The organism is Microbacterium sp. LWH10-1.2 (genome assembly GCF_038397765.1).
GTDB classification, from domain to species: Bacteria; Actinomycetota; Actinomycetes; order Actinomycetales; family Microbacteriaceae; genus Microbacterium; species Microbacterium natoriense.
In genome coordinates this window covers 1,918,385-1,940,669 of record NZ_CP151638.1, presented here as the reverse complement: position 1 = coordinate 1,940,669, position 22,285 = coordinate 1,918,385, and the positions used below count along the sequence as shown (strand labels likewise).

The 22,285-nt window shown below is 70.0% G+C and carries 27 protein-coding genes; 13 read left to right on the top strand and 14 right to left on the bottom strand.

All coding sequences use genetic code 11. The features are described from left to right. Positions 1-37 precede the first annotated feature (37 nt). From MRBLWH10_RS09355 to MRBLWH10_RS09345, 3 genes are read left to right on the top strand one after another with little or no spacing between them, the layout of a single operon-like run. Positions 38-820 carry an SDR family NAD(P)-dependent oxidoreductase gene (locus MRBLWH10_RS09355; protein ID WP_341942479.1) on the top strand — a complete coding sequence of 261 codons (783 nt, stop codon included), beginning with the start codon at positions 38-40 and terminating at the stop codon, positions 818-820. After that, positions 820-1,530: a uracil-DNA glycosylase gene (locus MRBLWH10_RS09350; RefSeq protein ID WP_341942478.1), complete on the top strand. Its 711-nt coding sequence runs from the start codon at positions 820-822 to the stop codon at positions 1,528-1,530. Before MRBLWH10_RS09355 ends, MRBLWH10_RS09350 begins: the two co-directional genes overlap by 1 nt. A 4-nt stretch (positions 1,531-1,534) precedes the next feature. After that, complete coding sequence (locus MRBLWH10_RS09345; protein ID WP_341942477.1) at positions 1,535-2,140, top strand: N-acetyltransferase family protein; 606 nt, start codon at positions 1,535-1,537, stop codon at positions 2,138-2,140. Between the two features lie 15 nt (positions 2,141-2,155). On the opposite strand, the gene MRBLWH10_RS09340 is transcribed toward MRBLWH10_RS09345, so the two are convergent. The 6 genes from MRBLWH10_RS09340 to MRBLWH10_RS09315 form a co-directional block, all read right to left on the bottom strand. Then, the gene (locus tag MRBLWH10_RS09340; RefSeq protein WP_341942476.1) at positions 2,156-2,950 is read right to left on the bottom strand and encodes an ABC transporter ATP-binding protein; all 795 of its coding nucleotides are present in this window, start codon (positions 2,948-2,950) and stop codon (positions 2,156-2,158) included. Continuing rightward, entirely contained in the window at positions 2,947-3,738 is a 792-nt protein-coding gene (locus MRBLWH10_RS09335; protein ID WP_105676528.1) for an ABC transporter ATP-binding protein, read from the bottom strand. Before MRBLWH10_RS09335 ends, MRBLWH10_RS09340 begins: the two co-directional genes overlap by 4 nt. Further along, positions 3,735-4,604, bottom strand: a complete 870-nt coding sequence (locus MRBLWH10_RS09330) for an ABC transporter permease (protein WP_341942475.1) — start codon at positions 4,602-4,604, stop codon at positions 3,735-3,737. The genes MRBLWH10_RS09335 and MRBLWH10_RS09330 overlap by 4 nt, the downstream gene beginning before the upstream one ends. Next, positions 4,601-5,551, bottom strand: a complete 951-nt coding sequence (locus tag MRBLWH10_RS09325; RefSeq protein WP_105676531.1) for an ABC transporter permease — start codon at positions 5,549-5,551, stop codon at positions 4,601-4,603. The genes MRBLWH10_RS09330 and MRBLWH10_RS09325 overlap by 4 nt, the downstream gene beginning before the upstream one ends. 16 nt (positions 5,552-5,567) lie before the next feature. Continuing rightward, complete coding sequence (locus MRBLWH10_RS09320) at positions 5,568-7,088, bottom strand: ABC transporter substrate-binding protein (protein WP_341942474.1); 1,521 nt, start codon at positions 7,086-7,088, stop codon at positions 5,568-5,570. A gap of 92 nt (positions 7,089-7,180) precedes the next feature. After that, a complete protein-coding gene (locus tag MRBLWH10_RS09315; protein ID WP_341942473.1) occupies positions 7,181-8,092 on the bottom strand; it encodes an alpha/beta hydrolase in 912 nt (303 codons plus the stop codon). Between the two features lie 170 nt (positions 8,093-8,262). Here MRBLWH10_RS09315 and MRBLWH10_RS09310 point away from each other — a divergent pair, with 170 nt between their 5' ends. From MRBLWH10_RS09310 to MRBLWH10_RS09300, 3 genes are read left to right on the top strand one after another with little or no spacing between them, the layout of a single operon-like run. Beyond that, positions 8,263-8,739: a carboxymuconolactone decarboxylase family protein gene (locus tag MRBLWH10_RS09310; RefSeq protein WP_341942472.1), complete on the top strand. Its 477-nt coding sequence runs from the start codon at positions 8,263-8,265 to the stop codon at positions 8,737-8,739. After that, complete coding sequence (locus MRBLWH10_RS09305) at positions 8,736-9,455, top strand: tyrosine-protein phosphatase (protein ID WP_341942471.1); 720 nt, start codon at positions 8,736-8,738, stop codon at positions 9,453-9,455. The genes MRBLWH10_RS09310 and MRBLWH10_RS09305 overlap by 4 nt, the downstream gene beginning before the upstream one ends. A 34-nt stretch (positions 9,456-9,489) precedes the next feature. Further along, positions 9,490-9,960: an SIP domain-containing protein gene (locus tag MRBLWH10_RS09300; RefSeq protein ID WP_105676538.1), complete on the top strand. Its 471-nt coding sequence runs from the start codon at positions 9,490-9,492 to the stop codon at positions 9,958-9,960. A gap of 55 nt (positions 9,961-10,015) precedes the next feature. On the opposite strand, the gene MRBLWH10_RS09295 is transcribed toward MRBLWH10_RS09300, so the two are convergent. The 4 genes from MRBLWH10_RS09295 to MRBLWH10_RS09280 form a co-directional block, all read right to left on the bottom strand. Next, positions 10,016-10,495: a Fe-S oxidoreductase gene (locus tag MRBLWH10_RS09295; RefSeq protein WP_341942470.1), complete on the bottom strand. Its 480-nt coding sequence runs from the start codon at positions 10,493-10,495 to the stop codon at positions 10,016-10,018. Next, positions 10,492-11,295 (bottom strand): arginase family protein, encoded by an 804-nt coding sequence (locus MRBLWH10_RS09290; protein ID WP_341942469.1) that lies wholly within the window; start codon positions 11,293-11,295, stop codon positions 10,492-10,494. Before MRBLWH10_RS09290 ends, MRBLWH10_RS09295 begins: the two co-directional genes overlap by 4 nt. Positions 11,296-11,361: 66 nt before the next feature. Next, complete coding sequence (locus MRBLWH10_RS09285) at positions 11,362-12,105, bottom strand: PspA/IM30 family protein (RefSeq protein ID WP_341942468.1); 744 nt, start codon at positions 12,103-12,105, stop codon at positions 11,362-11,364. Positions 12,106-12,161: 56 nt separating this feature from the next. Continuing rightward, positions 12,162-14,192 carry a TPM domain-containing protein gene (locus MRBLWH10_RS09280; RefSeq protein ID WP_341942467.1) on the bottom strand — a complete coding sequence of 677 codons (2,031 nt, stop codon included), beginning with the start codon at positions 14,190-14,192 and terminating at the stop codon, positions 12,162-12,164. A gap of 122 nt (positions 14,193-14,314) precedes the next feature. On the opposite strand from MRBLWH10_RS09280, the gene MRBLWH10_RS09275 reads away from it, so the two are divergent. Genes MRBLWH10_RS09275 through MRBLWH10_RS09255 form a run of 5 tightly spaced genes read left to right on the top strand, consistent with a single transcriptional unit; the run spans position 14,315 to position 18,380 of the window. Further along, positions 14,315-15,157 carry a DUF3097 domain-containing protein gene (locus MRBLWH10_RS09275; RefSeq protein WP_341942466.1) on the top strand — a complete coding sequence of 281 codons (843 nt, stop codon included), beginning with the start codon at positions 14,315-14,317 and terminating at the stop codon, positions 15,155-15,157. Between the two features lie 49 nt (positions 15,158-15,206). Further along, a complete protein-coding gene (trmB, locus tag MRBLWH10_RS09270) occupies positions 15,207-15,932 on the top strand; it encodes a tRNA (guanosine(46)-N7)-methyltransferase TrmB (protein WP_341942465.1) in 726 nt (241 codons plus the stop codon). Further along, a complete protein-coding gene (locus tag MRBLWH10_RS09265; RefSeq protein ID WP_341942464.1) occupies positions 15,929-16,819 on the top strand; it encodes a CPBP family intramembrane glutamic endopeptidase in 891 nt (296 codons plus the stop codon). Before trmB ends, MRBLWH10_RS09265 begins: the two co-directional genes overlap by 4 nt. A 37-nt stretch (positions 16,820-16,856) precedes the next feature. Continuing rightward, positions 16,857-17,249 (top strand): DUF1304 domain-containing protein, encoded by a 393-nt coding sequence (locus tag MRBLWH10_RS09260; protein WP_105676549.1) that lies wholly within the window; start codon positions 16,857-16,859, stop codon positions 17,247-17,249. A gap of 54 nt (positions 17,250-17,303) precedes the next feature. Next, positions 17,304-18,380 (top strand): DNA polymerase IV, encoded by a 1,077-nt coding sequence (locus MRBLWH10_RS09255; protein WP_341942463.1) that lies wholly within the window; start codon positions 17,304-17,306, stop codon positions 18,378-18,380. 27 nt (positions 18,381-18,407) lie between these two features. Here the strand turns inward: MRBLWH10_RS09255 and MRBLWH10_RS09250 are convergent, their stop codons facing one another. The 4 genes from MRBLWH10_RS09250 to MRBLWH10_RS09235 form a co-directional block, all read right to left on the bottom strand. Next, entirely contained in the window at positions 18,408-18,812 is a 405-nt protein-coding gene (locus MRBLWH10_RS09250; RefSeq protein ID WP_105676550.1) for a RidA family protein, read from the bottom strand. Between the two features lie 89 nt (positions 18,813-18,901). Further along, positions 18,902-19,879, bottom strand: coding sequence for a zinc-binding dehydrogenase (locus tag MRBLWH10_RS09245; protein WP_341942462.1), 978 nt, complete (start codon positions 19,877-19,879; stop codon positions 18,902-18,904). 21 nt (positions 19,880-19,900) lie between these two features. After that, positions 19,901-20,323 (bottom strand): organic hydroperoxide resistance protein, encoded by a 423-nt coding sequence (locus tag MRBLWH10_RS09240; RefSeq protein ID WP_105676554.1) that lies wholly within the window; start codon positions 20,321-20,323, stop codon positions 19,901-19,903. Positions 20,324-20,345: 22 nt separating this feature from the next. Then, positions 20,346-20,780 carry a MarR family transcriptional regulator gene (locus MRBLWH10_RS09235; protein ID WP_341942461.1) on the bottom strand — a complete coding sequence of 145 codons (435 nt, stop codon included), beginning with the start codon at positions 20,778-20,780 and terminating at the stop codon, positions 20,346-20,348. 82 nt (positions 20,781-20,862) lie between these two features. On the opposite strand from MRBLWH10_RS09235, the gene MRBLWH10_RS09230 reads away from it, so the two are divergent. Together MRBLWH10_RS09230 and MRBLWH10_RS09225 are read left to right on the top strand one after the other, a co-directional pair. Beyond that, positions 20,863-21,234 carry a hypothetical protein gene (locus MRBLWH10_RS09230; protein ID WP_341942460.1) on the top strand — a complete coding sequence of 124 codons (372 nt, stop codon included), beginning with the start codon at positions 20,863-20,865 and terminating at the stop codon, positions 21,232-21,234. A gap of 144 nt (positions 21,235-21,378) precedes the next feature. Then, positions 21,379-22,206: a type II CAAX endopeptidase family protein gene (locus MRBLWH10_RS09225; protein WP_341942459.1), complete on the top strand. Its 828-nt coding sequence runs from the start codon at positions 21,379-21,381 to the stop codon at positions 22,204-22,206. Positions 22,207-22,285: the final 79 nt, after the last annotated feature.

Sequence of the window (22,285 nt, the reverse complement as noted above, 5' to 3'; positions counted from 1 at the left end):
TGCCGCGCGATCCGCGCGTCCCGGATACGGTGGAGGCATGACAGGCAGACGTGCAGTGGTGACGGGTGCGAGTTCGGGGATCGGCGAGGCGACGGTGCGTGTGCTCCGCGCCAGGGGCTGGGAGGTCGTCGGCGTGGCGCGACGCGCGGACCGGCTGGCGGCGCTCGCCGCGGAGACCGGTGCGCAGGTGATCCCGTGCGACCTCACCGACGCGGATGCCGTGGCCGCGCTCGTCGCGGATGTCGAGGCGAGCGGCCCCGTGCACGCCCTCGTGCAGGTCGCGGGCGGCGCCAGGGGCACCGACCGCATCGAGGACGCCTCGACCGAGGACTGGCAGTGGATGTACGACGCGAACGTGCTGTCCACGCAGCGCCTGGTCAAGGGCCTGCTGCCGCTCCTGCGGCGAGCCGCCGCGGTCGACGGGCACGCCGACACGGTGTTCGTCACGTCGACGGCGGCGCAGCTCGCCTACGCCGGCGGAGGCGGCTACAACGCCGCGAAGGCAGCGGAGGCGATGCTGGTGCACGCGCTGCGCCTGGAGCTGAACGGCGAGCCGATCCGCGTCTCCGAGGTGGCGCCGGGCATGGTGCAGACCGAGGAGTTCGCGCTGAACCGTCTCGGCGGTGACGCCGTCGCCGCGGAGGCCGTCTACTCCGGAGTCGTCTCGCCGCTCGCCGCGAGCGACGTCGCCGACGTGATCGCCTACGCGCTCGATGCTCCTGGGCACGTCAACCTCGACCTCATCACGATGCGCCCCGTGGCCCAGTCTGCGAACCACCTGCTCGCGCGCGGCCCGCTGCGCGTGCGCACGGACGACTGATGCCGGCGCGGACCCTCGCGCAGCTCGCCGCCGACGGTGAGATCGATCCCGGCTGGGCCGAGGCGCTGTCGCCCGCGCAGGACGTGATCACGGAGCTGGGGGAGCGGCTGCGCGCGGAGCAGGCCGCCGGCCACGGATACCTCCCCGCGGGGGCGAACGTGCTGCGCGCCTTCCGCCGCCCGCTGAGCGAGGTGCGCGTGCTCATCACGGGTCAGGACCCCTACCCGACCCCCGGGCATCCGATCGGGCTCTCCTTCGCGGTCGACCGGGACGTCCGTCCGCTGCCCAGGAGCCTCGGCAACATCTACAAGGAGCGCGAGAGCGACCTCGGCATCCCCCCGGCCCCGCACGGCGACCTCACGGCCTGGAGCGATCAGGGCGTGCTGCTGCTGAACAGGGTGCTCACCGTGCGACCAGGCCTCGCCGCATCCCATCGGGGCTGGGGCTGGGAGAAGGTCACCGAGCTCGCCATCCGCGCTCTCGTCGCCAGGGACCGCCCGCTCGTCGCGATCCTCTGGGGACGGGACGCCGCGAACCTGCAGCCGCTCCTCGGCAGCACGCCGGTGATCGCGTCGGCGCACCCGTCTCCGCTGTCGGCGAGCCGGGGCTTCTTCGGCTCCCGCCCGTTCTCCCGCGCGAACGCCCTGCTGGAGGAGCAGGGGGCGGATGCCGTCGACTGGCGCGTCGACGGAGAGCAGCCTCTAGGCTGAGCGCATGCAGTTCGAACCGGGTGACCGCCGACGTGTTCTGCCGCGCCACCTGCGTCCGACTCCGGCCCCCGAGGTGTTCTCGTACTCGATCCGCCCCGCACGCGCCTCCGATCTCCCGCACGTCAGGGAGATCTACAACCACTTCGTGAGCAACTCGGTCGTCACCCTCGACGAGCGGCGCAGCTCCATCCCGTACTGGCGCGAGAAGTTCGCCATGCTGACGAAGCTCGGGCTGCCCTTCCTCGTCGCGGTGTCGCCGTCGGGTGTGGTCCTCGGGTACGCGCTCGCTCAGCCGTGGGCGGGCAAGAACGCCTACCGCTACACCGTCGAGGACTCGATCTACCTCGGCCCCGGGGCGGGCGGCAAAGGTCTCGGCGGTGTGCTCCTGCAGGCGCTGATCGACGCCTGCCAGCAGCTCGGCATCCGTGAGATGGTCGCTGTGATCAGCGACAGCAAGGCGGAGGCGTCGATCAGGCTGCACGCGAAGCTCGGCTTCGTCGAAGCCGGACGGATGGGACGGGTCGGCCACAAGTTCGGGCGCGAGCTGGGCACGGTGTACATGAAGAAGGCGCTCACGCCGACGGGGCGACGGCGTCTGTTCGGACGCTGAGCGGCGCAGCGCGGGTCAGCGGTCGGGGTGCGGGATCACCGGTATGGCCGCCAGCAGTGTCCTGGTGTACTCCTGCGTCGGCGACAGCAGCACCTCCGCCGTGGTGCCGCGCTCGACGACCGCTCCGTCCTTCATGACGACGACCGTGTCGCACAGGTTCTGCACGACCCCGATGTCGTGCGAGACCGTGATGAGCGTCAGCGACGTCGTGCGCCGGAGCTCGACGAGGAGCTCGAGGATCTGCGCGCGCACGGTCACGTCCAGCGCCGACAGCGGCTCGTCTCCCACGAGGATGCGCGGGCGGTGGACGATCGCGCGTGCCAGGGCGATGCGTTGACGCTGGCCTCCGGAGAATTCGTGCGGGTACCGGTCGGCCATGTCGGGCTCGAGCCCCACCTGCTCCAGCACCTCGCGAACCCTCGCGCGGCGGTCGCCCTCGATACCGAGAGCCCACAGCGGCTCGCCGATGATGCGCCCTGCGGTCATCCGCGGGTCGAGGGAGGCGTAGGGGTCCTGGAAGACGAGCCCGGTCTGTCGCCGCAGCCAGTGCAGCGAGGTGGCGGACGCCGTGGCATCCACGGCGCGTCCGTCGACGGCGACCGTGCCCGACGTGGCGCGATCGAGGCCGAGCAGCAGACGGATCAGGGTGGACTTGCCGGACCCGGACTCCCCGATGATGCCGACGGAGGAACCTTCGACGACGTCGAGGTCGGTGGGCTGGAGCGCCGTCTGGGTGCGCGTGCGCTCGAACGCGGACCTCTTCGGCACCACGAAGTCGCGGCGGAGCGCGCGTGCTTCGATGAGGCTCACGATGCTGCTCCATCCGGTCGCCAGAGCGTCGCGGTCGCATCGCGCAGCAGCCCCTGCGTGATCGGCGAGCGCGGTGCGCTGAGCAGGGTCGCCACCGGGGCGGACTCCACCACGCGGCCGTGCTCGAGCACCACGCCGTCGACGGCGACCTGTGCGAGGACGGCGAGGTCGTGCGTGATGAAGACCAACGACATGCCCTGCTCCTCGACGAGGTCGAGGAGCAGGGAGAGGATCTCGGCCTGGATGGTGACGTCCAGGGCGGTGGTGGGTTCGTCGGCGATCAGCAGACGTGGTCGGCAGGCGAGGGCCATCGCGATCGCGACGCGCTGGCGCTGCCCTCCGGAGAGCTGGTGCGGATAGCGGTCGACGATCGTCTCCGGATCGGGCAGCCGCACTCGGGCCGCCTCGGCGATCGCACGCTCCCTGGCCTCGCGACGTCCGATGCGCTCGTGGATGCGGATCGACTCGGCGATCTGCCGTCCGACGGTGCGGATGGGGTTGAGAGCGGTGCGGGGCTCCTGGAAGACGATGCCGATCTCATCCCCGCGGAGCCGTGCGAGGTCCCTGTCGGGCATCCCGATCAGCTCGACGCCGTTCCAGCGGATGCTGCCCGATGCCGTCGCCCCGTCGGGGAGCAGACCGAGGATCGCCAGGGCGGTGAGCGACTTGCCCGAGCCGGATTCGCCGATCAGCCCCAGACGCGATCCGTCGGGGACCTCGAAGGACACGCCGTCGACGACGCGGCGACCATCGATCTCGACGACGAGGCCGTCGACGCTCAGGCTCATGCGACCACCGCCGGGGTGTGGACCTCGGCCGCGCGGTGACGCAGCGTCGGATCGGTGGCCTCGCGGAGCCCGTCGCCCAGGAGGTTCAGCGCCAGCACGGTGATGGTGATCGCGAGACCCGGCCAGATGACCGAGAGCGGATGCACGCCGATGTAGCGCTGCAGGTCGGACAGCAGGATGCCCCAGCTCGGCTCGACGACGGAGGCGCCGAAGCCGAGATACGACAGCCCCGCCTCGGCGAGCACGGCGACGGCCATCGACCACGACAGCTGCACGATGAACACGGGAGCGACGTTCGGCAGCAGGTGCCGTACGAGGTTCTGCCCCGTCGTGAGCCCGGATGCTCTGGCCGCGAGCACGAAGTCGCTCTGCTGCACACGGCGCAGCTCCGGGCGGGTGACGCGGGCGATGTTGACCCCGAACCCGATGCCCACCGACCAGATCACGACCCACAGCGAGCCGCCCCACACCGACGAGATCATCATCGCGATCAGCAGCACGGGGAAGGCGATGAGGATGTCGACGAACACGGCGACGGTCTCGCGGAGCCAGCGCGCGGTGAGCGCGCCGAGGGCCGCGAGGGCGACGCCCACGAACGTCGCGACGAGTCCGGCGCCGACGCTCACGAACACCGTCGTGCGCGCCCCGGCCATGATCAGGCTCAGGATGTCCCGCCCCGTGTCATCCGTGCCGAGCAGGTGCGGCCATCCCGGTGGCATCCATCGGTCTCTGATCTCCGAGGCCTGGGGGTCGAAAGGCGTCCAGAACAGCGAGACGAGCGCGAGGAGCGCGACGACGGCCACGACGACGAGCCCGAAGCGTCCCGTGGAGGTTCTCCAGAGCCTGCGGAGCCACTGCGGGGTCATGCGGCCTCCCGCTGCCGGGGATCGATCGCACGGTGGGCGAGGTCGACGAGGAAGCCGACGACCAGCACGAAGCCGGTGAGCACGAGCAGCTCGCTCTGCACCTTCACCAGATCCCGAGTGCCGACGTCGGCGACGAGCATCCGCCCGATCCCGGGGAGGGTGAACAGCTGCTCGATGACGACGGAGCCCACGATGATGCCGGCGACCTGCAGGCCGAGGACGGTGATGATGGAGAGGCCGACCGCGGGGATGCCGTGCTGGATCAGGGCGCGCGTGCGGGTAAGCCCCTTGGCTGCCGCGGTGCGGACGAAGTCCTGCCCCGCGGCCTGGAGGGTGGCGCTGCGGACGAACCTCATGAGCATGGCGCCCTCGACGATGCCGATCGTGAGCGCGGGGAGGAGCAGCGACTCGATCGCTTTGCCCGGGGTCGACCAGCCGGTGCGGGGGAAGCCCTGAGGGGGCAGCCACCCCAGCCACACCGAGAACACGACGATGAGCATCATGCCCGCCCACACCACGGGGACCGCGGCCAGCGCCTGCGCCCCGACGCTCAGGGCGGTGCCGCCGCGACGGCCGCGCTGCAGCGCGGAGAGCACGCCGAACGGCAGCGCGATCAGGACGGCGATGGACAGGGCCATGAGGCCGAGGGGGACCGTGACCTGGGCCTTGAGGGCCAGCTCCTCGCCCACGGAGGCGCCGGAGAGCAGCGAGGTGCCGAGATCGCCGCGGAGGATGCCGCCGATCCACTCGACGTACTGGGCCGGCAGCGGGCGGTTGAGGCCCAGAGACTCACGCAGGGCCTCGACCTCGGCGGGCGACGCCTGGGTGCCGGCGATGAGCTGGGCGACGTCGCCGGGGAAGACCCGCAGCGTCAGGAAGATGAGCACGCTCGACACGAGGAGCCCTGCGATGAGCAGGGCTCCTCGGACGAGCGCATAGCGGATCACGGAGCGGAGGCCGCCGTCACTTCTCGGTCGCGACGGTCACGCCGCTGAGGTCGATGCGCGAGTTGATCGAGTCCTTCGGGAAGCCCGAGACCTGCGGGCTCACGGCGGTGATGGTGGCGCCGTTGTAGAGCCAGTCGGCGGCGTGGTCCTCGGACACGATGCGAGCGGCCTGCTCGAGGAGCTTCGCGGACTTGTCGGCGTCGACCTCCTTCAGCGCCTGGGCGTAGAGCTCCTGCACCTTGGTGTTGTCGTAGCCGAAGTAGTAGTCGGGGTTCGCGAAGTTGCCGAAGTCGCGCGGCTCGACGTGCAGCACGAAGCTGAGGTCGTAGTCGTGGTTCGTGTAGACGTCCTCGAGCCAGGCGGGGAACTCGACGGAGTTCACGTCGAGGGTGACGCCGACCTTGGCGAAGTCGGAGATCAGCACCTTCGGCACGGTCGTTCCGTAGAAGTTCGGGATCGTCAGGGTGAGCTCGAGCTTCTCCTGGCCTGCCTCCTTGAGCAGGGCCTTCGCCTTCTCGGGGTCGTAGGAGATGACGTCGGAGAGGTCCTCGTAACCGGGATCGAGCTCCGGGATCGGTCCGTACAGGGTGGAGCCGGCGCCCACGGCCTCGACGAGCGCCTCGTGGTCGATGGCGAGGCGGAGGGCCTCACGCACCCGCACGTCGTCGAGCGGCGCCTTCTTGTTGTTGAAGGCGAGGGTCGCCTTGTCGGTGGTGCGACCGGTGGTGAGGGTGAAGTCGGTGCCCTCGAACTGGGAGACCAGGTTGGGGTCGACCGCCGTCAGCACCTGCACGCCGCCGTCGAGAGCGGTGTTCACACCGGCGGTGAAGTCGGGGATGTAGAGGAACTCGACGGTCTTGACGCCGGCGGCTTCGCCCCAGTACGCGTCGTAGCGTCCGAAGGTGATCGAGCTGCCCTTGCTCCAGCGGGTCAGGGTGAACGGACCCGTGCCGTTCTCGGCGGTCTTGAGGTCGGTCGCATCGCCGGCCTGGAACACGAGCCCTGCGGGGCCGGTGAGCGCGAAGAGGAAGTTCTGGTTCGGCTCGGTGAGCACGATCTGCACGGTGGCGGCGTCGGGCGCCGAGATCGAGGCGACCGAGGCGAAGTCGGAGTTGCCCTGCAGGGTGGCATCCGTACGCACGGCCTCGTAGGAGGCGACGACGTCGGCGGAGGTGAGCGCCGCGCCGTTGTGGAACGTGATGCCGTCGTTCAGCGTGAACGTGTAGGTCAGGCCGTCAGCCGAGACCGTGTGCTTCGACGCCAGCCGGTCGACGATCTCGTTGTCCTGCGTGCGGCTGACCAGTCCCTCGTAGATGTTGTCGATGAGGACCTGCTCGAGGGCGGCGCCGCTGGTGTGGCGGATGTCGAGGTTGGTCGGCTCGAGGACGAGCCCGACCTGCAGGGTGGCGTCGGGGTCGGGCTTGCCGGTGGCCGTGGCGGTGGGCTCAGGGGAGCTGGTGCCGGTGCAGGCGCTGAGGATCACGGCGGTGGCCGCGATCGCGGAGATCAACGCGAGTCGTCGGGTGCGACGGAACATGGATTTTCCTCTCGGTGCGGCAGATGCTGTGTGCCGGTGGATCGAGCCTAGGGATCAGTCGGGTGGGTCAGGGTCGTCTGTGGAACGGAACGTCACAAAGCGCGGGTGAGGAACTCGGCGAGCTCCTTCGGCGCCGTCTCCTGGACGTTGTGGGTCGCGTCGATCGCGATCGCACGCGCGCCGGGCACGCGACGCTCCCACTCGTCGGCATCCGCTTCGCTGACGAAGCCCCGCGTCGCTCTGACGAGCGTGATCGGGGCGGTGACGGCGGCGAGGTCGTCCCAGCCCGTCTCGTGCAGGACGGACGGGGATGCCGCGGACCCGGGGTCGTGCGCGGCCAGTGCCTGGGCGGCGAGGTGCGCGAAGTGGTGCTTCCACTCGACGCGGCCGTCGGAGCGCACCCGTGTGTTCAGGAAGACGCCGCGCTCGGTCTCGGGACGCGTGCCGCCGAACCCGAGGGAGATGGCCTTGTCGACGAGCTCGTCCCGCGTGGCGAAGTGGGTCGGGCCGGCGTAGAACTCGCGCAGAGCCGCGGGGCCGGCGGTGACGTCGATTCCCGGTGTGATGTCCACGACGATCACCGCGGCGACGAGCTCGGGATGCGCGGCGGCGAGGGCTGCGGCGGTGAGGCCGCCGAGCGACTGGCCGACGACGAGCTGAGGGGTGTCTGTCCATGCCTGGAGCGCCGCAGCGACGTCGGCGGCGAGCGGCCGTGGCGTGTAGTCGAGGTCGTCGCGCCAGGACGAGTCGCCGTGGCCGGCGAGATCGATGGCGAGGAGAGGCTGCTGGAGGGCGAGAGCCGTGGTGTCCCAGGTATGGGCGTTGAGGCCGGCGCCGTGCAGGAGCGTCACCCGGGGGGACTCCGTGCCGAAGCGGAGGGCGCTGAGCTCGCGTCCGTCGGGAAGGGAGAGGGTGAGTCGCTCGACACGGGGGAGGGGAACCCCGAGCGCTTCGGCCTGTGCGGGAAGATAGCTGAACTCGCTGATGTCGATCGCCACCTGCATATTCTGCTCCCGCTTCGGGGCTGCACGGAAACTCGGGAGCATATCGACAAGCAGAAGATGACCTTGTGTTGCATTTTCGGTCTTCATGTTGCGCTTTGATCGAGCAGTCTGCATTCGGCGACGGAATCGCCGCTCGCCGCAGTCGCTCTCGCAGCGAATAGCATGGAGTCATGAGCGAGACGCGAGTGCACCTGTCCAAGACCGAGCCGACCGCGTACCGGGCGCTGGACGAGTTCTCCCGGACCGTCGGCGACATCTGCGCCGCGAACGGCATCGACGAGCGGCTCAAGGAGCTGGTGATGATCCACTGCTCCCAGCTCAACGGCTGCGGGTACTGCACGCGCATCCACGTCGACCGCGCGCTCAAGGCCGGGATCGACACCGACACGCTCATGCAGATCGCGACGTGGCGCGAGAGCGGCGTGTTCAGCGAGCGGGAGCAGGCGGCGCTCGAGCTCGCGGAGGCGTTCACCTTCATCTCCGAGGAGGGCATCTCCGACGAGGTCTACGACCGCGTCGGAGGGGTCTTCACCGAGAAGGAGTACGCGGCCCTCAGCTGGGCCTGCGTCTCGATCAACGCCTTCAATCGCATCGTGATCGCCGGCCGCTACCCGGTCCCGCCTCGCACGCCGCAGGCTCAGGCATGACGGTCATCGACGTCGAAGGCGTGAACAACCTCCGCGACGTGGGCGGGATGCCCGCGGCCGGCGGGAGGATCCGTTCCGGGGTGCTGCTGCGCTCAGGACAGCTGTCGACGGCGACCCCGCGCGGCGCAGACGCGCTGGGCGAGCTGGTGAGTCACATCGTGGATCTGCGCGACGGCGAGGAGGTCGCCGCGGAGCCGACCGAGATCGCGGGACCCGACACCACGCACCTTCCGCTCTTCCTCGGCTCAGTGCGATCGTTCTTCGAGGCGGACACGAGCCTCGACGACCTGTACCTCCACCTGCTCGAGGAGAGCGGCGAACGGCTGGTCGCGGCCGTCCGCATCATCGCCGCCGGTCACCCCACGCTCGTGCACTGCACCGTCGGCAAGGACCGCACCGGGGTGACCGTCGCTCTCGCGCTCGCCGCCGTCGACGCCGACCGCGAGGCGATCATCGCCGACTACGCGCTCACGGAATCGCAGCTGCCACCAGAGCGCTCGCAGCGGATCGCCGCGTATCTGCGCTCGCAGCACCCGGAGGCCGTGCATGCGGTCGCCCTGGCGACGCAGTCGCCCGCCCCTGTCATGCGCCGCCTGCTCGAGCGCGTCGACGAGCGGTGGGGGTCTGCGGCCGACTACCTGCGTGCGAACGGGTTGACGGATGCCGAACTCGACGCGCTGCGGGCTGCGCTGGTCGAACCTGCCGACCAAGGTTAGGCAAGCCTTCACTGGGTGATACGATGGAGGGACGATGAACACCTCCCTCGACACTCGCAGCACGCGCGCAGAGCGCCGCGCGGCTCGTCGGCGTTCCCACCACCTCGTGACGGCGGATGAGAACTCGCTCGCCGAACTGGAGGTCTTCCTCACCACGCTGCCCCTGTGCGCATCGGGGCGGATCTTCATCGAGGTTCCTCAGGCCTCCGACATCGGCGTGATCGAGGCCCCCGGTCGGATGACCGTGACGTGGCTCGCCCGCGGCGACCGCAGCGGCGCACCCGGCACAGGTCGTGCATGCGCACCGGGGCAGGCGCTCGCGCGCGCCACCTGCGCCTGGGCCGACGAGATGCTCATCGACGACGAGTTCGAGACGCACGTCACCCTGCTCGGCGGATTCCTCGGCACAGCCGACATCATCGAGCACCTGACCTCGACGCTCGACGTCGAGCCGACGCAGATCCACGCGCCGGAGCGCTTCGGTCTGCTTCCGATCGAGCGTTGATCCCCGACTGCTGACCAGGGCTGCACAGCGGCCTCTGCCGTCCGAGCGGCAGAGCCTACGCGGGGGAGCGATCTGCGCTGCGCGCTGCGGTGCGCCGAGCAGGACTGCGACGCACGTAGTTGCCGTCCTCGAGACCGGCTTCGATCTCGAAGCGGTTGCGCAGCGGGTCCCGGCCTGCGAACAGGTAGAGCACGGGCATCAGGAAGCCGTACCGCAGCCATTGCGCCTTGTGCACGGCTTCGTGACGCAGCACGGCGTCGCTCGGGTCGTCATCGCCCGTGAGGAAGCAGCCGCCGACGCACACCCCGCCGCGATTGAACGTCCAGCTCGGCATCCCGCGGAACACCCAGAGCCCTGCGCGGCGTTCGACCGGCCCCGTGCTCCACAGGGATCCCCAGAGCCAGCCGACGGACGTCCCCCACCAGTAGCCGATGCGGCTGACGGGGGAGCGGAGCAGGAACGACGGGATGCGTCGATCGAATCGCCGCCCGCGCTCCAGCGCCGCCTCGGCGGCGGGCCGCCAGTCGTCGATCACGCGACCGCGCCGACGAGCCGCAGCAGCGCGCCGAGGTCGTCGACGGCGTCGGCTGGTGTCCGCGGCGCGAAGCCGGAGATGGTGGCGCCGGCGAGCGGCACGCTCTCACGGAGCCGCCGGATCGCCGCGCTCAGCGTGGCCGTGGCCAGGCCGAACGGCGCGGCCTCGGACACGCCGGAGAGCTCCGAAGGGTCGAGCACGTCGACGTCGATGTGCACCCAGACCCGTGCGGCTCCGGTCGCCTGGACGGCGTCGGCCAGCGCGTCGGCGGATTCGAGGTCGTCGGCGGACAGGATGTTCAGGCCATCGGTCTCCGCGACCTCGGAGTCGTCGAGGTTGCGCAGGCCCACGGCCACGATGCGCTCGCGCGGGATCCCGGGGGAGAGGGCGAGCTGAGGCTCGCCGTCGCCGATCACGGCGCGCAGCGCCATACCGGAGAAGGCGCCGGACGGCGAGGTCTCGGGGGTGTGCATGTCGGGGTGCGCGTCGCACCACACGACGGCGAGGTCGTCGGTGCCTCCGGGCAGTGCCGCCAGGGCGGCGACGGTCACGCTGCAGTCGCCGCCGATGACGACCGTATCGTGTGTCATCGCATCGCGGACGAGATCGCGGGTGCGCAGCAAGGCGCTCAGGCGCCGGACGCCGGTGCCCAGCGACTCGCCGGCTTCGACCGGGACGTCGAGCACGGTGGTCGCGGCGCGGGGGAGATCACCCGCGATGGCGGTGGCGCCGTCGATGAGGAGCATCGCGCGGGCGGCGGGAGAGCCCTGCCACTGCGGGACGACGAGGAAACGCACCATGGGTGCCTCCAGAGAGGAAGGAGCGGATGCTCCGGACCGGGAGGGTCCGGAGCATCCGCGGGTGTATCAGGAGCCTTCGATGGCCGTGCGGGGGGCGGAGCCGCCCGCCTTCAGCTCGGCGAGGCGCGCCTCGACCTCGGTGAGCTCGCCGAGGTCTTCGAGGCTCTCGAACTGGGCGTCGAGGCTGGATGCCGCGAGCTCGGCCTTGCCCTGCGCAAGAGCCTCCTGGCGGCGGACCTTGTCTTCGAACCGGCCCAGCTCGCTGGTGGGGTCGAGCACGTTGATCGAGCCGATCGCGTCCTGCACCTTGGTCTGCGCCTCGGCGACCTTGGCGCGGGCGAGCAGTTCGCTGCGCTTGTTCTTCAGCTCGCCGAGCTTCTCCTTCATGCCGTTGAGGCCGGTCTTGAGCTTGTCGACGATCTCGGTCTGAGCGGCGATCTGCGGCTCGGCCGCAGAGGCCTCGCGCTCCGAGCTGATCTGACGCTGGAGGGCGATCTTGGCGAGGCTGTCGAACTTGTCTGCATCCGCACCGTTTCCGGTCGCGCGCATCTCGTCGGCCTTGCGGCTCGCGGCCAGAGCCTTGTTGCCCCACTCGGTGGCCGACTGGACGTCTTCCTCGTGATCGCGCTCGAGCAGGCGCAGGTTGCCGATGGTCTCGGCGATCGCGGACTCGGCGTCGGCGATGTTGTTGGTGTAATCGCGAACGAGCTGGTCGATCATCTTCTGCGGGTCTTCTGCAGAGTCGAGGAGCGCGTTGATGTTCGCGCGGACGAGCGTCGAGATTCGTCCGAAGATGGACTGCTTGGTCATGCGGTTTTCCTTTCAGAGGGTCCTGATCGAGATCTTCACTTATGCGTCTATGAGTTTCAGAAGCGTCGTCCGCCCGAGCGTCCGGAGCGTCCGCCCCCGCTGGAACGTCCGCCGCCGCCACCGAACCCGGAGCTGCGGAAGCCGCCGCTGCCGCTGGATCGCCAGCTGCTCCGTGAAGAGCCGCCGCCGCCACCGCCGCCTCCGGACAGGAGACCGCCGATGATGCCGCCGAGGATGTCTCCGCCGAGACCGGAGCCGCCGGAGCGGGAGCCGCCATAGGGACTGCCGCCCCAGCTGTCGTCGGCGACGTACGACGAGACATCCGACTGCGCGGAGGAGCTGGCCTGGCGTGCGAGCTCGACGGCGTTCTGCGCGGAGGCGAGGGCCTGCTCCGGACTGCTCGCGCGCAGGCTCAGCGCCTGAGTGAGCTCCGCCTCGGCCTGAGAGAGCCGGGTGCGCGCGGTGCTGCCGACGCTGCCGCGCCTCGTCTCGATGAAGTCCCTGGTCGCGCGGATCTGGGAGTCGGCCTGCGCGAGGGTCTGCTCGAGCATCTGCTGTGCGCGGCGCGCGCGCTCGACGGTCTCCCTGCCCTGCGCGATCGCCGCGTCGATCTGCGAGTTCGCCGCGGTGAGGGCCTCCAGAACCCGCTGAGGGCTGCGCGTGGCACCCGTGAGGTTCGCCTGGGCCTGCTGCAGCTGCTGCTGCGTCGCGGCGGCGGCCTGCGCGATCGTGCCGGAGCCGTCGGGGAGCTGCTGCGCGGTCGCGATGTCGCCCTGCAGCTCGGTGATGAGAGCCTGGGCCTGCGTCTCGATGGATGCGAGCTCGGCGCCGAGCGAGGTGATGGCCTGGACGAGCTGGGTCGCCTGTGCGACGGACTGCTCCGCCGTGCGGATCGCGAACGCGGCATCGCCCGTCTTCGCCGCGGCGATGGCCGCGGCGGCGGCCTCGATGGAGTGGTCGGCCAGCGCAGCGCGCTCCTGAGCCTGCGCCGGGTTGTCCGCGACCGTGCTCAGCGCCGACGGATCATAGGCCGCGGCGAGCGAGGCAAGCGCGGGAGCGGCCCCCGCGAGCACCGGAGTCAGCGCCGCGCGCTCTGCGCGCACTCTCTCGAGCTCCTGGGGAGCGTTCTGCTCCAGTTTGCGGAGCTCGTCGAACGCATCGGTGTTGGCGTCGAGGACCGCGTCGATCTCGGCGCAGAGCTGGATGATGCGGATGTGCCACGCGCGACGATCGAAGACCGTGTCCTCGATCTCGTCGTCGAGCTTCTGCTTGAGGTCGAACGCCTCCGACATCTTCGCCTTCGCGGCGTCGATCACGGCCGTGAACTCGGACGTGGGGCCGTCGCCGAACTGCGCGACGGCGAATCCCAGCTCCTCCTTGCTCGAGGTCAGCGCATCGTCGGCCTGGACGAGTGCCGCGCCGGCCCGGGTCTGCACCTGCTCGTCGGTGAGCGTCGAGAACGGGTCGTTCGGGTCGGGCTTCTCGGGCATCGCTCCGCGTTCGCGGATCGCTGCGGCGCGGCGCGACCGCCGCACGAGGAAGATCACGAGCCAGATCAGCAGCGCGGCGGCGATGACGGCGAGGACGATGAAGAAGGTGCGCAGGGCGCCGGCGCCGCCGTCGCCCTGGATCTCGTCTGCGGCGAGGACGATCGCGCCCTCCCAGTCGTTCTGGCTCGCGAGGGGCTGGATCTTGTCTTCGACGTCATCGAGCTTGTCGTTGCTGAGCGGACCGCCGGGGGCGGCGGAGATGTAGTAGCTGCGCCCCTCCACGGCGATCGCGAGGAGGTACTGCGCGGTTCCGAGGTTGTTGTTCTCGGCGACGCGATCGGCCCATTGCGCGTTGTCCGACGGGGAGGTGAAGTCGTCGACGAGCACGACGAAGAGGTCGGCCGACGAGTTCTCGGAGAGGGTCTGCAGCCGCGCCTCGATCGCGCTCTCCTCGTCGGCGCTGAGCACTCCCGCGGCATCCGTGACGTAGCCCTGGTCGAGCGTCAGCGGATCGGTCGCGTACGCGGCTCCAGACGAGATGAGTCCGGCGGTGGCGGCGAGCACCAGCGCACCGAACGTCAGCCAGCGAGTCTTCATGCCTGTCCCTCCGACCGGTGGCCGTGCCCCATGGGTCGAGTCTATGCATACGAGCCGACACGCGACAGCACTCGGGCGCTGATCGCCGTTCGCCCTCAGCGGAGACACATACGCTGGATGGCATGGATGACAGATACGGATCGGATGTGCTCGCCGCGGGATGGCGCGAGCGCGCGGCGAAGCCGGTGCCCGAGGTGCCCGCCGACCTCGATCTGGTCGTCGAGGTCGCCGACGACGGCTACTGCGGCGCGGTGACGAAGGTGCAGGGCGGCACCGTGGAGCTCGAGGACTGGAAGGGGCGCAAGCGTCTGTTCCCGCTCGGCGGCGGCTTCCTGATCGAGGGGCGCCCTGTGCGGCTGACGGTGCCGAAGGCGGTGGAGCAGGGACCCCGGCGCACGGCATCCGGTTCGTTCGTCGTGGCCGACCAGCGCGCCCGCGTGGCGCTGCCCAGCCGTATCCTCGTCGAGGGCAAGCACGATGCCGAGCTCGTCGAGAAGGTGTGGGGCGCCGACCTCCGCGTCGAGGGCGTCGTCGTCGAGTTCCTGCAGGGCGTCGATCTGCTCGACGAGCTGCTCGCCGCCGAGCCGCCGAGCGCGGACCGTCGCTACGGCGTGCTCGTCGATCACCTCGTGCCGGGTTCCAAGGAGTCCAGGATCGCCGACGCCGTCTCGCGCGGTCCGCACGGTCGTCACGTGAAGATCGTGGGGCACCCTTTCGTCGACGTGTGGCAGTGCGTCACCCCTCGGGCGCTCGGCATCGCGAAGTGGCCGGAGATCCCGCGAGGCACGGACTGGAAGACCGGAATCTGCCGCGCGTTCGGGTGGCCGTACGAGACGCAGGCGGACACGGGCATCGCGTGGCAGCGGATCCTGTCGAAGGTGCACACCTATCGCGATCTCGAACCGGCTCTGCTCGGCAGGGTCGAAGAGCTCATCGACTTCGTGACGGCCCCCGCGCCGCGGTAGCCGGACGGGAGGAGCGGATGCCGCTGCGCCTCTCTACTACCCTGGAAGGATGCCCGAACCCCGCATCTTCCGCGACGAGCCGGTGTCCTTCGTACGCAGGAGCGGTCGGATGTCCGATGCGCAGGAGCGCGCCTTCGCAGAGCTCGCCCCGCAGTACCTGCTCGACGTCCCTCGCGACATCGCGTGGACCTCCGTCCACCCCGACGCTCGACTCGACCCGTCGTCCGAGTACGGCCGCGACGCCGATCTGTACGTCGAGATCGGTTCCGGCCAGGGCCACGCGATCGTGGCCGCGGCATCGTCGCGCCCGGAAGACGACTTCCTCGCCGTCGAGGTCTTCCGCGCAGGTCTCGCGCGCACCATGCTCGATGCGGACCGGGAGGGCGCGCGCAACCTGCGGGTCGTCGAGGCCAACGCACCGGAGGTGCTCTCGTCGTACCTCCCCGACGCAGCGGCGGCCGAGGTGTGGATCTTCTTCCCCGACCCCTGGCACAAGAAGAAGCACACGAAGCGTCGGCTGGTGCGCCCCGGGTTCGGAGACGCAGCGGCGCGAGCGCTGCGCGATGGCGGACTGCTGCGGCTCGCCACCGACTGGGAGGACTACGCGCTGCAGATGCGCGAGGTCCTGGATGCCGAGCCGCTCTTCGAGCGGGCCTTCGAAGGGGAATGGGCCGAGCGTTTCGACGGGCGCGTCATGACCGCCTTCGAGCGCAAGGGCATCGCCAAGGGGCGGGACATCCGTGACCTCGTGTACCGGAGGCGAGACCGCGCATGAGCGCGGACGGGCGCGGCACGGCGGTATGGCCCGGCATCGCGCCCGCCGTTCTCGTCTGCGCGGCCGCGCCGGCGTTCTTCGTGCTCCAGATCGCATGGCTCGGCTGGCTGCTCCTCGCGCTCGGCATCGGCACGGCCTGGCTGAGCGAACGCGGGAAGGCCGTCGACGACCAGATCGTCAGCATGGGAGCGCGGCGCGAGACGGCGCGGCAGATCGGCATCCGTCGGCAGCCCTCTCTCACGCGCGACCTGTCCCTGATCGCGATCGGACTGTTGATCGTCAGCGTCATCCCCCTCGCCGCCGAACTCGACAACCTCGCCATGCTGCGCTTCACCCTCGCCCTCGGCGGGGCGGTCGCTGTGCCTTACGTCGTGTCGCGATACCTGTTCCGCGACCGCGCGATCGCATTTCCCTGGCGCGCGCATCGTCGCTGGGGGCGTCTGCAGTGGGGATGGCTCGTCGCCGTCCTGGTGCTCGGATGGCTGATCCTGCCGTTCTACTTCATCACCAGCGGCGTCTACCAGAACTGGCCCGTGGTGGACTCGCCCGAGCTGATCGCCCGACTGTTCGTCGGCGTCGGGGCCGTCGGCATCTGGGACGAGCTGTTCTTCATCTGCACGGTCTTCGCCCTGCTGCGCCGGCACTTCCCCGATGCCGTCGCCAACGTGCTGCAGGCGATCGTGTTCGTGTCCTTCCTCTGGGAGCTCGGGTACCGCGCCTGGGGACCCGTCCTCACGATCCCGTTCGCCCTGCTTCAGGGGTTCATCTTCGTCCGCACGCACTCGCTCGCATACGTCGTCACGGTGCATCTGCTGTTCGACGCGGTGGTCTTCGGCGTGCTCGTGCATGCGCACAACCCTGGGCTGCTGCCGATCTTCCTCGTCTGACGACGTCTCCCGGCCCCGCCGGTGGGAGAATCGAGTCATGATCATCGCCGGACTCGTCCTCGCCGCCGCCGCGGCGGCCTTCCACGTCTTCATCTTCGCGCTGGAATCGCTGAAGTGGACGGAGCCGGAGACGCGGAAGATCTTCGGCGTCGCCAGCGAAGCGGATGCCGTCACGATGAAGCAGCTCGCGTTCAACCAGGGCTTCTACAACCTCTTCCTGGCGCTCACGGCGCTGCTCGGGGTGGGCCTGTACATCATGGGCAGCGCGACCGTCGGGCTCACTCTCGTCTTCGCCGGTACGGGCATGATGCTCGCCGCCGCGCTCGTGCTCGTACTGTCGGACCGGTCGAAGACCCGTGCCGCGCTCATGCAGGGCACGCTGCCGCTGCTGGCCGTCGTCGCCACCGCGATCGGCGTCGCCGTCTCCTGACGTCGTCGCGTCCCCGGGGGTGACACCGCGGCTCGCAGCCGTCACACTCGTGTCATGGCCGACTGGGTGCTGCACGTGGACATGGACCAGTTCATCGCGGCCGTCGAGGTGCTGCGCCGCCCCGAGCTCGCCGGCCTCCCGGTCATCGTGGGAGGGCGGGGGGACCCCACGGAGCGCGCCGTCGTGTCGACGGCGTCGTACGAGGCCAGAGCCTTCGGCATCGGTTCGGGAATGCCGCTCAGGATCGCGGCGAGGAAGGCTCCGGATGACGCCGTCTTCCTCCCCGTCGACCATGAGGCCTACGAGGCCGCCTCGCACGAGGTGATGACCGCGTTGCGTTCGCTGCCGGGCGTCGTGCTGGAAGTGATCGGCTGGGACGAGTGCTTCCTCGGCGTCGAGTCCGACGATCCGGAGCAGGTCGCACGTGATGCGCAGACGGCGGTGCGGGAGGCCACAGGGCTGCATTGCTCGGTGGGCATCGGCGACAACAAGGTGAGAGCCAAGATCGCAACGGAGTTCGGCAAGCCTCGCGGCATGTTCCGCCTCACCGCCGCGAACTGGTTCGAGGTGATGGGGGAGAAGCCCACGCGCGACCTCTGGGGCGTCGGACCCAAGGTGCAGAAGCGGCTCACGACGCACGGGATCAACACCGTGCGTCAGCTCGCGGATGCCGATCAGCAGGATCTCGTCGCGGAGTTCGGGCCGAGAATGGGGGTCTGGTATCGCGATCTCGGCGAGGGGATCGGCCCCGCGATCGTCGACGACACTCCCTGGGTGGCGCGCAGCCACAGCCGCGAGACGACCTTTCAGCGGAATCTCACGACGGCGGAGGAGGTCGAGGCGGCGATCCGCGAGCTCGCCGCCAGCGCCTTCGACGACTGCGCGGCCGAGGAGCGTGCGGTCGTGCGGGTGCACCTGAAGGTGCGGTACGCGCCCTTCGAGACGAAGACGTTCGGACGCAAGCTCGCCGAGCCGACCCTCGACCGCGACCAGGTGGTCGCCGCTGCTCTCGAGCTGGGCGGCACGCTCGATCGAGACCGCGAGGTCAGGCTGCTCGGGGTCCGCGCGGAGATGACCATGCCCGATGACGCCGACACCGCGGAGCGGACGCCGGTGCGCGGCAGGATCTGACGTCGGGAGGCGAGGCCCGGCGCGCGCTCAGTCGCGGAACACCGCGGCGACGGCGCTGACCTCGATCACCGCACCGGGGACGCCGAGACCCGCGACGAGCGCCGCGGTCACGAGGGGAGGTGCGCCCTCGCGTGCCAGCTTCGACGCCACCGCGCCGTACGCGGCACGCAGATCCGCGTCCTGCTGGATCAGCACCGTCCAGCTGACCACGTCGTCGAGACCCGCCCCGGCGGCCTCGAGCGCGACGCGGGCGTTCTCCACCGCACGGAGCGACTGCTCGCCGGCGTCTGCGGAGACGACGGCGCCGGTCGCGTCGACGCCGTTCTGGCCGCCGACGTAGATCGTCGTCGCGCCGGGTGGGACGACTGCGACGTGGCTGAACGCGGGACTGACGACGAGGCCGTCCGGCTGCAGGAGAGTGATCGTGTCCATGGCCCCAGTGTGGCCCTGGGCACGGACATTGCGTGAAGCACGAGAAGGGGCGGAGCGCTGTGCGCCCCGCCCCTCGACATCGCAGACGCTCAGAACTTCAGGAGCACCTTGCCGACTCGGCCGGGCGTGTTGCTCGCGCGGACGGCATCCGCGGCGTCGGCCGCGTCGAAGACTCCAGCGACGGGCAGGGTGAGGGTGCCGTCGGAGACGCGCTGGATTAGCTCTCCGAACAGGGCGCCGCGCGTGGCAGCATCCATCGCCTGACTGACCTTGCTTCCCCAGAAGCCCTTGACGGTGGCCTGCTTGAAGATGACGTCGCCCGAGGCGATCTCCATCACGGGCGAGCTCATCGCGCCGAAGGCGACGAGCGTGCCGTTCTCGGCGAGCAGCGAGAGCACGTGTCCCGACGCGGCTCCGCCGACGGAGTCCACGCCGGCGACGATCGGGGCGCCGCCGGTGAGCGCCGTCGCCTGCTCGCGCCAGTCGTCCTGGTCGGTCGCGACGACGTTCTCGATGCCCTGGGCGCGGAGCTCCTCCACGCCTTCGGTGCGGCGCACGAGACCGAGCACGTTGACGCCGCGCGCAGCCCCGAGCTGCGCCAGCATCCGGCCGACTGCGCCGTTCGCGGCGTTCTGGACGATCCAGTCGCCCTCGCCGACCTCCAGGAACTGCAGCAGGCTGATCGTGCTGAACGGCATGGAGATCAGCTGTGCGGCGCTCTCGTCGGGGATCGCGTCGGACACCGGCACGAGGCCAGCGGCCGTGGTGACGATGTACTCCGCCCAGGCTCCGAAGGTTCCGCCCGTCGCCACGCGCTGGCCGACCGCGAGGTTCTCGACGCCGTCGCCGAGCGCGTCGACGATGCCGAGTGCCTCGGTGCCGGATGCCGCCGGCAGCTCGGGCTTGAAGCCGTAGGTACCGCGGATCGTCCACAGATCGTGGTTGTGGATCGGGGAGAGGAGGATGCGCAGGCGCACCTGCCCCGGGCCGGGCTCCGGAAGCGGGCGGTCTTCGACCGTGAGGACCTCTTCGGGCTCGCCGAAGGTGTGGTGGATGAGTGCACGCATGTCTGTTTTCTCCTTGTGGGATCAGTCGTCGGAGACGGTGATGTCGACGTCGATGTTGCCGCGGGTGGCGTTCGAGTACGGGCACACCCGGTGCGCGGCATCCGCCAACGCCACGGCCTGCTCGTGGGGAAGGTCGGGGATGACCACCTCGAGCTGCACGGCGAGCCCGAACCCGCCCTCGCCGTTGGAGCCGATCTGCACGCGCGCCCCCACCGAGGAATCGGTGATCGCGACCTTCTGCGCGCGGGCCACGGTCTGCAGTGCGGAGTGGAAGCAGGCCGCGTAGCCGGCGGCGAACAGCTGTTCGGGGTTCGCACCGTCTCCGCTGCCGCCGAGCTCCTTGGGCACGGCGAGGTCGAAGTCGAGTCGACCCTCTGACGTGGCGACCCGGCCGTTGCGGCCTGCGCCCGTCGCCAGGGCTTCTGCGGTGTAGAGAGCGTCCATCGTGTGGATTCCTTTCGAGTGGTCAGTTCGCGGTGCTCTTCTGGAGCAGCGCGGTGAGTTCCTGGAGCTCGGCGATCAGCCGCCGGCGGCGGTCATCGTCGTGCACGCCGGCGAGATCGGCGATCTGCGCACGGATCGGGGCGACCTCGGCGCGCAGCACGCGACCGGCTTCGGTCAGCTGCACCGTGACGACGCGCTCGTCGGCCGTGCTGCGCTGCTTCGTCACGAGGCCCGCCTGCTCGAGCCTGCGCACCAGGGGGGAGAGGGTGCCGGAGTCGAGCTGCATCGCGTCGCCGAGGGATCCGACGGTCTGCTCGCCCTCGTTCCAGAGGATCGCCAGCACGAGGTACTGCGGGTAGGTGAGCCCCCACGGGGCGAGCAAGGCGCGGTAGGCCTGTGTGGTGGCGCGTGCCGCCGAGTAGAGCGAGAAGCACACCATCTCTTCGGTGATCGGCATGAGGTGAGTCTTGCACACAATTCAATTGTGCACAATTTAATGACGGCTGTCCGTCGACGCCGGAGACCTCTAGGGTGGCCCCATGAGCACAGTCGCCGTGGGCGCCCCCGTCGTGTCGACGATGCCGCGCTGGTGGCTGCGCCGCCGCTTCGTGCTCCTGATGAGCGTGCTGGTGCTCCCCGCTGCGCTGTCGGCCCTGCTGAACAGCTACGGCCCGCTCACGGAGGAGTCCGCGATGCGCATGGCGTTCGCGACCGTGGCCGGGCAGACCGTCGCGATGCTCGGCGCGCTCGCCGCGGTGGTGCTCACGATCGTGCAGAGACGAAGGGGGCTCGTCCTCTTCGTCCTGATCGGCTTCGTCGTGATCGTGAACGCGGTGGCGGCCATGGGGTCGGCGGGGGAGCTCCTCCTCTCCCGTCTCGACCTGATCGCGGAGACCGCAGCTCTGAACTGACGGCCCGCGGGTCCGGAGATCGGTGATTCCGGGTTTCCCCCGGGGAGTCGTCGGGTTTCCCCCGTTCCTGCCGTCGAGCGCCCTCGCCTACGGTGCCAGAGGCGACGAAAGTTCGCCCGCTCCCGTCGACGAACAGAGGTCTCCATGAAGGTGTCTCCCGCACGCAGCCGACCCGCCGGTCCCCTCGGCGCCGATGTCGCCTGGTTCTTCACGATCGCGATCCTGTTGTGCTTCGCGATCTCCGTGCCGATGGTCTTCCGGCTCGTCCCGACAGACCTCTACAACGTGATCACCCCGATCATGCAGATGACGCCGCTGCTGGCCGCGATCATCATGTGGCTCATCCGGAGACCGGGGACCTTCCGGTCGACCTTCGCGACCGGATGGCGCGGAACGTTCGGCTGGATCGGCATCGGCATCGGCATCATCGCGGCGATCGCGGCGATCCAGACCGCCATCGCGGTGGCCACAGGGATCTGGACGCTCAACCCTGTGGATCAGATCATCGGGACCGCGGTGTGGATACTCCCGGTGTTCGTGATGCAGTCGGTCTTCGCCATCGGCGAGGAGTTCGGCTGGCGGGGCTGGCTGGCCACACGCGCCGCATCGTGGGGCTTCTGGCCGCTGGCGGTCGTGAGCGGCCTGGTGTGGATCGTCTGGCACCTGCCCGTCCTCGCCGTCATCGGCGACCTCCCGTTCTGGGACATCGTGATCTACTTCGCGGGGATGCTGCCGTGGGCGCCGCTCCTGCTCGCGCTGCGCTGGCGGTCGGGCAGCGTGTGGCCCGCCGTCCTGACGCACGGGGCGATCAACAGCATCCGGGTGTACCTGCTGCAGTCGGTGCCGAACGCGACCGATCACCTGCTCATCGAGGTGATCGGCTGGGTGCTCACGCTCGCCGCGGCCGTCTGGCTGATGCGCAAGGGCGGTGCGCCCGTCGTCCGCGCCGCCGTTCGGCGGGCGCAGGTCTGAGACGACGAAGGGCCCCGCCTGCTCAGGCGGGGCCCTTCCGTGTCTCTGGGTTCACATCGCGACGCTCTCGCTCGCACTT

What these genes read in the sequence shown, in the direction of transcription:
- MRBLWH10_RS09355 (WP_341942479.1), top strand. Translation starts at nt 38, where the DNA reads ATGACAGGCAGACGTGCAGTGGTGACGGGTGCGAGTTCGGGGATCGGC.
- MRBLWH10_RS09350 (WP_341942478.1), top strand. Translation starts at nt 820, where the DNA reads ATGCCGGCGCGGACCCTCGCGCAGCTCGCCGCCGACGGTGAGATCGAT.
- MRBLWH10_RS09345 (WP_341942477.1), top strand. Translation starts at nt 1,535, where the DNA reads ATGCAGTTCGAACCGGGTGACCGCCGACGTGTTCTGCCGCGCCACCTG.
- MRBLWH10_RS09335 (WP_105676528.1), bottom strand. Translation starts at nt 3,738, where the DNA reads ATGAGCCTGAGCGTCGACGGCCTCGTCGTCGAGATCGATGGTCGCCGC.
- MRBLWH10_RS09330 (WP_341942475.1), bottom strand. Translation starts at nt 4,604, where the DNA reads ATGACCCCGCAGTGGCTCCGCAGGCTCTGGAGAACCTCCACGGGACGC.
- MRBLWH10_RS09320 (WP_341942474.1), bottom strand. Translation starts at nt 7,088, where the DNA reads ATGTTCCGTCGCACCCGACGACTCGCGTTGATCTCCGCGATCGCGGCC.
- MRBLWH10_RS09315 (WP_341942473.1), bottom strand. Translation starts at nt 8,092, where the DNA reads ATGCAGGTGGCGATCGACATCAGCGAGTTCAGCTATCTTCCCGCACAG.
- MRBLWH10_RS09310 (WP_341942472.1), top strand. Translation starts at nt 8,263, where the DNA reads ATGAGCGAGACGCGAGTGCACCTGTCCAAGACCGAGCCGACCGCGTAC.
- MRBLWH10_RS09305 (WP_341942471.1), top strand. Translation starts at nt 8,736, where the DNA reads ATGACGGTCATCGACGTCGAAGGCGTGAACAACCTCCGCGACGTGGGC.
- MRBLWH10_RS09300 (WP_105676538.1), top strand. Translation starts at nt 9,490, where the DNA reads ATGAACACCTCCCTCGACACTCGCAGCACGCGCGCAGAGCGCCGCGCG.
- MRBLWH10_RS09290 (WP_341942469.1), bottom strand. Translation starts at nt 11,295, where the DNA reads ATGGTGCGTTTCCTCGTCGTCCCGCAGTGGCAGGGCTCTCCCGCCGCC.
- MRBLWH10_RS09285 (WP_341942468.1), bottom strand. Translation starts at nt 12,105, where the DNA reads ATGACCAAGCAGTCCATCTTCGGACGAATCTCGACGCTCGTCCGCGCG.
- MRBLWH10_RS09280 (WP_341942467.1), bottom strand. Translation starts at nt 14,192, where the DNA reads ATGAAGACTCGCTGGCTGACGTTCGGTGCGCTGGTGCTCGCCGCCACC.
- MRBLWH10_RS09275 (WP_341942466.1), top strand. Translation starts at nt 14,315, where the DNA reads ATGGATGACAGATACGGATCGGATGTGCTCGCCGCGGGATGGCGCGAG.
- trmB (WP_341942465.1), top strand. Translation starts at nt 15,207, where the DNA reads ATGCCCGAACCCCGCATCTTCCGCGACGAGCCGGTGTCCTTCGTACGC.
- MRBLWH10_RS09265 (WP_341942464.1), top strand. Translation starts at nt 15,929, where the DNA reads ATGAGCGCGGACGGGCGCGGCACGGCGGTATGGCCCGGCATCGCGCCC.
- MRBLWH10_RS09260 (WP_105676549.1), top strand. Translation starts at nt 16,857, where the DNA reads ATGATCATCGCCGGACTCGTCCTCGCCGCCGCCGCGGCGGCCTTCCAC.
- MRBLWH10_RS09255 (WP_341942463.1), top strand. Translation starts at nt 17,304, where the DNA reads ATGGCCGACTGGGTGCTGCACGTGGACATGGACCAGTTCATCGCGGCC.
- MRBLWH10_RS09250 (WP_105676550.1), bottom strand. Translation starts at nt 18,812, where the DNA reads ATGGACACGATCACTCTCCTGCAGCCGGACGGCCTCGTCGTCAGTCCC.
- MRBLWH10_RS09245 (WP_341942462.1), bottom strand. Translation starts at nt 19,879, where the DNA reads ATGCGTGCACTCATCCACCACACCTTCGGCGAGCCCGAAGAGGTCCTC.
- MRBLWH10_RS09240 (WP_105676554.1), bottom strand. Translation starts at nt 20,323, where the DNA reads ATGGACGCTCTCTACACCGCAGAAGCCCTGGCGACGGGCGCAGGCCGC.
- MRBLWH10_RS09235 (WP_341942461.1), bottom strand. Translation starts at nt 20,780, where the DNA reads ATGCCGATCACCGAAGAGATGGTGTGCTTCTCGCTCTACTCGGCGGCA.
- MRBLWH10_RS09230 (WP_341942460.1), top strand. Translation starts at nt 20,863, where the DNA reads ATGAGCACAGTCGCCGTGGGCGCCCCCGTCGTGTCGACGATGCCGCGC.
- MRBLWH10_RS09225 (WP_341942459.1), top strand. Translation starts at nt 21,379, where the DNA reads ATGAAGGTGTCTCCCGCACGCAGCCGACCCGCCGGTCCCCTCGGCGCC.